Annotated in this window: 5 protein-coding genes; 2 read left to right on the top strand and 3 right to left on the bottom strand. The window is 71.6% G+C overall.

The genetic code is table 11. The features are described 5' to 3' along the window. Positions 1-321: 321 nt before the first annotated feature. On the bottom strand, positions 322-2,502 hold the full coding sequence (locus ACZ39I_RS13405; RefSeq protein ID WP_467244617.1) for a DEAD/DEAH box helicase: 2,181 nt from the start codon (positions 2,500-2,502) through the stop codon (positions 322-324). Between the two features lie 328 nt (positions 2,503-2,830). Between ACZ39I_RS13405 and ACZ39I_RS13400 the strand changes: the two genes are divergently transcribed. Further along, entirely contained in the window at positions 2,831-4,114 is a 1,284-nt protein-coding gene (locus tag ACZ39I_RS13400) for a cytochrome P450 (protein WP_467244616.1), read from the top strand. Between the two features lie 143 nt (positions 4,115-4,257). Beyond that, positions 4,258-4,644, top strand: a complete 387-nt coding sequence (locus ACZ39I_RS13395) for an ANTAR domain-containing protein (RefSeq protein ID WP_451472344.1) — start codon at positions 4,258-4,260, stop codon at positions 4,642-4,644. Between the two features lie 74 nt (positions 4,645-4,718). Here the strand turns inward: ACZ39I_RS13395 and ACZ39I_RS13390 are convergent, their stop codons facing one another. Both ACZ39I_RS13390 and ACZ39I_RS13385 read right to left on the bottom strand, forming a co-directional pair. Beyond that, complete coding sequence (locus ACZ39I_RS13390) at positions 4,719-4,907, bottom strand: hypothetical protein (protein ID WP_451472345.1); 189 nt, start codon at positions 4,905-4,907, stop codon at positions 4,719-4,721. Positions 4,908-4,998: 91 nt separating this feature from the next. Next, complete coding sequence (locus ACZ39I_RS13385) at positions 4,999-7,122, bottom strand: SpoIIE family protein phosphatase (protein WP_467244615.1); 2,124 nt, start codon at positions 7,120-7,122, stop codon at positions 4,999-5,001. Positions 7,123-7,203 lie beyond the last annotated feature (81 nt).

Below are 7,203 nucleotides of genomic sequence, written 5' to 3'. Positions count from 1 at the left end.
TCGCTGCGCTGGGCTTGGCCGGGGCGCTTATAGGGGTGCCGGGTGCGGTTGTCGGGCGGCTACCGGCCGGTGGGGGCTGGTCGCGCGGTTCCCCGCGGTGCCGCTGCGCTGGGCTTGGCCGGGGCGCTTATAGGGGTGCCGGGTGCGGTTGTCGGGCGGCTACCGGCCGGTGGGGGCTGGTCGCGCGGTTCCCCGCGCCCCTGGGGAGCTGCAGTCACCCTGCGCCAGGACGGTCTGCCAACCTCACGCGCTCCACGCGCCCCCACGTGGGGAGGGAGCGGGGTGGGTCGGCGGTCCTTGTGTGGCCGGCGGGAGGGCGGTTCACTCCGCTGTTGTGAGCCTGTCGTCCGTCATGCCCAGGCGGGCCTGTTCCTCCTCGACGATCCGGCGGGCCAGTTCGGTGTCCGACACGTCGATCGCGTCCGGGGATGCCTCGGCTACGGCGCTGCGGCGGGCGTACGCGTCAAAGAGGCGCGTCTTGGCCTCCAGCAGCTTCACCAGGCGTTCGTCGACGCCCCCGGTGGCGAGGAGCCGGTACACACGCACCGGCCTGACCTGACCCATACGGTGAGCCCGGGCCACCGCCTGGTGCTCGATGGTCGGCTTGATCTGCGGTTCGCAGATGACGACGACGGAGGCGGCCTGCATGTTGAGGCCGACGCCCGCTGCCTGGATCTGCGCCACGAGCACCGCGGGACCCTGAACACCGGCGAAGTCGTCGACGATCTGCTGCCGCCGCCCGGCCGGGACGCTGCCGGTGAGCGGACCGAACAGGGGCACGCCCTCGGTGTTCCGGGCCGTCAGCGCTTCCTTCACCACGGTCAGGACGTCCTTGAAATAGGAGAAGACCACCGTCTTCTGTCCGTTCTCCCCCGCCTCCTGAACGATCTCCCGGAGCCGGTCCAGCTTGGCCGACTTCTCGGGGCGCAGGTACGCGGCCCTGCGCATCGCCATGAAGTTGCCCGCGCGCACGGCTTCCCGGTACGCCTCCTCGTCCGACGCGCTCAGCTCCTCCCACTCGTCGGTCTGCTGCAGACTCGGGAGTTCCGTCAGTACGTCCTCCTGGTTGCGCCGCAGGTAGACCGGGGCCACGGCCTTGCGGAAGGCGACCGATCCGGCGAACGCGTCCCGTTCGCCGAGGGAGTCCGCGAGGTCGCCGTCGAGCATCCGGACCAGGTTGTGGAACTCCACGACCCGGTTCTCCATCGGCGTTCCGGTCATGAGGAGAGTGCGCCCGCAGCGCTCCGCCCACAGAGCGACCGCCTGGGACCGCTTGGCCTTCGGGTTCTTCACGGAGTGCGCTTCGTCCACCACGAGCACGCCGACCTCCCCGTCGCCCGGCGCAGGAAAACCGCGCAGCGCGTCGAAGGTGGTCACCCCGACCCCGCCCCGCCCCTTCCAGTCGGCGAACGCCTCGTGCCGGTCGGGGCCGTGGAGCACCATGACCCGCAGGGCGCTGCGGGCCTCGATCTCCCGCGTCCAGTTCACGAGGACGCTCGCCGGGCAGACGACCATGAAGTGGCTCTGTCCCTCGGCGGCCAGGTGTGCCAGCACGGCGATCGCCTGGATGGTCTTCCCGAGGCCCATCTCGTCGCCGAGAATCACCTTGCGCTGCGCGAGCGCGAACCGCGCGCCGAACGACTGGTACCCGCGCAGGGAGACCCGCCGGTGCGCGTCGTCGAGACGCTGGCCGCGTACCCTCTCGGCGATCTCGTCCGGCAGGAACCCCTCGGCGGCCGCCGCGTCCGGCGGCCGCCCGGAGATCTCGGCGAGCAGGCTGTAGTACTCGGCGGAGCGGAGTTCGAAGTCCACCCAGGCCGCGATGTCGGTCGAGGGCCCCCGGAGCAGGTCCACGGATGCCTGGGCGAACAGCCCGGCCAGGTCCGCCCGGTCCGCCTCGTCCACCAGTGACCGGATCCCGGTGACCGCGGCCGACGCGCGAGCCTTCTTCTCCGGGCCGGTCAGGAACATGCGGATGCGACTGGTGGCGGGCCCCGCGTCGGCGAGCAGTGGACCGAGCCGTTCCGACAGGAGGGCGGCCCGGTCCACGGCACGGCGGGCGTCGGGGCCGGCCTCGACCAGTACGTGCAGGGCCGTGACGAGCGCGGTCGTGGCCGGTTCCGGCCGGTCCACGTCGATGTGGACGGCCACGGTCTCGTGCACGGCCTCGGAGAGCCGGCGGGCGGCCGCGAGCATCTGGTCGACGGTGCGCTGCCCGACGCCGGAAATCTGCCGCAGCCGGTAGGGGCCCGCTTCGAGAACACTGCTCACGGTGCGCAGTCCGCTCTTCTCGACACTGCCCAGCCGCAGCCGCCCTTCGGTGACGTCCTGCAGTCGGGCGACGGGGATGGCGTCGAGTTCCCGCTTCACCGCCGCGTCGTGGATCGGCTGGAACGCCGCCCGTGCCGCCTCCACCGCCCTTCGGTGGTCACCGGCCACCGTCCGCGCCGCCTCGTACAGCCGCGCTCCCCTCGCGACCGTGTCCCGCTCGCCACGCCCCACGTTTCCCGCCCCTCCGTTGCCCTCCCGCATCCTCCCACCGCTCGGGCGGGCGGCGCGGACGGTGCTGTGGCGGTCCAGGGAGCGGGGTACCGACCGTAAGGTGGCCGTGAGACGGCACAGCTCTGTCGGCCTGTCGCGATCGCGGCAGGCCGACACAGTGGCGGACGCATTGAACGCAGGCTCATTGCCGAACCCGCATGCGACGCGGCCTCCGCCCTCCGTGTCCCCGGGGGCCTTGGCCCGAAACGCTCCCCACCGGCGAGATCACACCGCACCACTCGCGACCGGCCGCACGTGTTCGGGCCTCGGGTGTGGGCACCCGGCGCCCATGAAGATGCCGACCTCGCCTGTGATCGACCGTTCCCTTCCGGCGCTCGTCCAGGGCTACTCCTGGCTGCCCGGCCTCCTGGGTGAGCACCCCGACGGCGTGGCACGCACGCGTGTGATGGGCAAGCCCGCGCTCGTGGTGCGGGGGCCGGAGGCGGTGCGGTTCTTCTACGACGAAGACAACGTGCGCCGCGGCGGCGCACTGCCGGAGCCCGTCCTGAGCACCCTGTTCGGCCATGACGCCGTCCACACCCTCGACGGCGCCGCGCACCAGGCCCGCAAGGAGTTCTTCCTGCCGCTGCTGCAGCCCGACCGGATCGCCGGCCTCGTCGAGCACGTCACCACCGCCTGGGACGACGCCGTACGGGAATGGAGCGGTGGCGAACAGATCGTGCTCTTCGACGCGTCGAGCGTGGTGCTCACCCGCGGTGTGTGCCGCTGGGCGGGCATTCCGCTCGACGATGACAGCTCAGACGAGGACAGCGCGGTGGAGGACCTCGCCCGCGACCTGGTCGCGATGGTGGACGGTTTCGCCACCGCCGGACCACGGCACTGGCGGGCGCGGCGGGCCCGAAGCCGCCAGGAGGACCGCTTCGCCCGGCTGGTCGAGGACGTCCGCTCGGGCCGCGCCGGCGCCCCCGAGGGGTCGGTGCTCGCCGCTGTGTGCGAGCACCGCGAGGTCGGAGGCGAACTGCTCCACCCCCACACGGCCGCCGTCGAGCTGCTGAACGTCATCCGCCCCACCGTCGCGGTCTGCTGGTTCGCCTCCTATACGGCGCACGCCCTGCATCTGCGGCCCGAACAGCGCGAACGGCTGCGCGACGGCGACACCGCCCATGCCGCCGCGTTCGTGCACGAGGTTCGCCGTTTCTATCCGTTCGCGCCGTTCCTCGGCGGCCTCGCCACCCGTGACCTGACCTGGCGAGGCGTCTCGGTGCCGGCCGGCGGGATGGTGCTCCTCGACGTCTTCGGCCAGAACCACGACGAGAAGCTGTGGGGCGATCCGTACGCCTTCCGGCCGCAGCGGTTCCTCGAACACCCGGTCGAGCGCGACGAACTGATCCCGCAGGGCGGGGGCGAGCCGCGCACCGGACACCGCTGCCCCGGCGAGGGCCTCACCATCGGGCTGCTCGAAGCCCTCGCGATCCGCCTCGCCCGCCTCGACTACACCGTTCCCGACCAGGACCTGAGGATCTCCCTGCGGCGCATCCCGGCGAGGGTGCGAAGCGGCTTCGCCGTGCAGGACGTACGAGTGCCGAGTGAACGTCCGCTGGCAGTCGGGTGACACCCAACGATGATCACGCCGGTCCCCTGATCAGAGATGCACAGAAGCGGCGTCCCGGGGTAATAGTCGAAGTGTCGTCCTCACTGTTCGGCTCCGGCGTCGATGACCCGGGCGGGAGACCCGGGATCTGGGATGTGATCACGATGGATAACCCGCTGAACGGCACCCCCGTACGGACCGGTGTCCACTCTGTTCCGGGACGGGAAAGCCTCCTGAACAAGATCAGCGAGTTGCAGACGGAGATCGGCCAGCTGCAGGAGGCCATCGTCTCCCACGCCGTGATCGACCATGCGATCGGCGTGGTCATCGGACTGGGCGGCATGCGGTCCGACCAGGGTTTCGAAGTGCTGCGACAGGTGTCGCAGCACACCAACATCAAACTGCGGCAGGTCGCCGAAGAGATCGTGGACTGGGTCCACACCGGAAAGCTGTCCGACGAGGTCCGCGCCGCACTGGACCAGGCGCTGGCCGCCGCACGGTCCACCGACACGCGGCAGAGCGTCGAAGAGCGGGACGGGGACGGCGCTTAGCGAGCGCCGACTGGAGCCGCATCGCCGACGACGCGGCTCCAGCCAGGTCCTCCGGACGAGGAGAACTCACGGACTCACGGGTGCTCGGGCTGCTGGTCCGGCGGCACCCCGCCGCCTTCCCCGCCGCCCTTGTCTCCCTTGTCCGTGCCGTGGACGCGGCCGGTCTCCGTCTCGGGCCGGCCCGCCTTGAGTTCGCCGCTCTGCTGGGGCGTGCCGCCGCCCTTCTGGCTGCGTCGCTGTTCTGGTTGCTGCGGATTGGACATGCCAGGACACCTCGCTCACCTTGGAAATCCTTCGGACCGGCGAGTTCCCCGCAGAGTCCGGCCGAAGCGTGCCGACCGCCCGGATCCCGGTTCATGATCTGTCGTGCGGCACGTCCTGCAGCACAAGGACCGCGACATCGTCGGTGCGTTGCCCGGCGGTGCCGGACTTCCTGAGCAGGTCGTCGATGAGCAGGTCCAGGTCACGCTCGTCGGCCTGGGCGAGGTGCTGCGCGAGGTGGGCGATGGACTCGTCGAGATCGACCCCGGGTGTTTCGACCAGGCCGTCGGTGTAGAAGGCGAGCATCAGGCCCTCGGTCAGCGGGATCTCGGTCAGGGGAAAGTCGGCGTCGGGGTCGATGCCCAGGAGGGGTCCGGGCGGGACGACGGCGGGCCGGGTCGTGCGATCGGGCAGGCGCAGCAGGGGTGGCGGGTGTCCGGCGCTGGCCAGACAGACGCTTCGGCGGGCGAAGTCGAAGTGGGCGTACAGGCAGCTGCTGAAGAGTTCGGGGGCCAGGTCGGTCAGGAGCCGGTTGGTCCGGGCCAGAACCTGGTCCGGGGGCGTGCCGAGGGTCGCGTGCGCGTAGACGCCGGTGCGGACCTGGCCCATCAGGGCGGCGGCGGCGACGTTGTGTCCCTGGACGTCGCCGATCACGGCCGCGGCGGCGGTGTCACCGAGGCGGATCAGGTCGTAGAAGTCTCCGCCGATGTCCATGCCCCGGGTCGCGGGCAGGTAGCGGGCGGCCACGCGCAGACCGGTGACGTGGGGAAGGGCGCGCGGGAGCAGTGCCTGCTGAAGGCCGTGGGCGAGGTCGTGTTTGGCGTCGTAGAGGCGGGCCCGGTCGAGGGCCTGGGCGATGAGCCCGGCGAGCGAGGTCAGGACGGCGCGTTCCTCGGCGGGGAACGGGTGCGGCCGGTCGTAGGACAGGACACAGCAGCCGACGGGCCGGCCGGAGATGATCAGAGGCAGGAAGGCCCACGCCTGCTTCCCGCTGGCCCGCGGAGCCTGCGGATAGATGCGGCGCATCTCTTCCGGGTCGGCGAAGAACGCCGGGATGCCGCTGTCGAGGACATGCCCGGCCGGGGTGAAGTCGGTGTCGAGGGGCAGCCCGTCGAGGCGCTCGATGGCGTCGGGGTCGTAGCCGCGGTGTCCGGTGATCCGCAGCCGGCCGGCGTCGGCGGCGGACAGGACCAGGCCCTGGGCTCCGAAGGCGGGCATGACCTGGTCGGCGACCAGGTCGATGACGTCCTGGACTCCGACGACCTCGGTCAGTCCCGCGGCGAGGTGGGTGAGCTGGTACAGCCGGCCCGCGTCGGCCGGTGCGCCGGTACGGTGACTGCGGGCGGGCGCCGGGGAGGGCAGGGGCTCGGCACCGCTGGGAACGATGCGGACGCTGATGCCGCTGGCGTCCGGGTAGAGATGGAAGTCCAGCCATTGGTCCGGTGGGCGGCACGCGGTGAACGAGACGGGCTCGCGGCTGAGCACCGCGGCACGGTAGCGGTCCTCGTAGACGGGGTCGTCCAGCCAGCGCAAGGACTGCCACGGCAGGGTGCCCAGCAGTCGGCCGGCTTCGCAGCCCAGCAGCTCACAGGCGCCGGAACTGAGGTAGCTGAACTGCCCCTCGAGGTTCAGCGCGCAGCTTCCGCCGGGCAGTCGCTCCGCGAAGTCGGCGGCGGCCATCGCCGGGCTCTCGGGCCGGCGCCCGAGGGACACGACACGGGGCCGGCCCTCGCCGGAGGGGGCGTTTCCGTGCGCGACGGCGTCCTCCAGCAGCCGGGCCAGGCGCCGGCAACTGGACGTGATGTGCCCCTGCTCGCGTGCCGTCATGTACGGCGGTCGGGTGGCCGGCCACATGAGCAGCAGTGTCCCCCACGGCCGGACACCGACCACCGGTGCGGCGACCAGGGCCAACGGGTAGGGAAGCACCAACGCGGTACGGGGGTAGGCGCGGACCATCTCCTCCTGGCTGCCCACCCATACCAGGCGGTTCTCACGGACCGCGACAGCCACCGGGGCCGGAGAGGCCGTCGGCACCCTGGCCCACGGTGCGGCGAATTCGGGGGGCGCCCCGCACAGCACGTCCAGACTCAGCAGCCGCTCATCGGGGGTGAGCAGGTACAGGGCACCGATGGACGCGCCGGTTCGGCGCACCGTCTGCGCGAACACGGCGTCCAGATCGCCGTGGTCGCCGGCGGCCAGATCACCCGCGCTGGTCACGAGGCACCTCCAGCGTCTTGGTGTACCCGAACGTGTACCCGCACTTGCCCCTACGAGGACGCTACGCCCCTGAAAAGTGGT

This window comes from Streptomyces sp. NPDC024687, assembly GCF_055559055.1.
Note: the sequence above shows the minus strand (reverse complement) of the source record. Positions and strands in the feature narration are given on the sequence as shown.

What these genes read in the sequence shown, in the direction of transcription:
- ACZ39I_RS13400 (WP_467244616.1), top strand. Translation starts at nt 2,831, where the DNA reads ATGAAGATGCCGACCTCGCCTGTGATCGACCGTTCCCTTCCGGCGCTC.
- ACZ39I_RS13395 (WP_451472344.1), top strand. Translation starts at nt 4,258, where the DNA reads ATGGATAACCCGCTGAACGGCACCCCCGTACGGACCGGTGTCCACTCT.
- ACZ39I_RS13390 (WP_451472345.1), bottom strand. Translation starts at nt 4,907, where the DNA reads ATGTCCAATCCGCAGCAACCAGAACAGCGACGCAGCCAGAAGGGCGGC.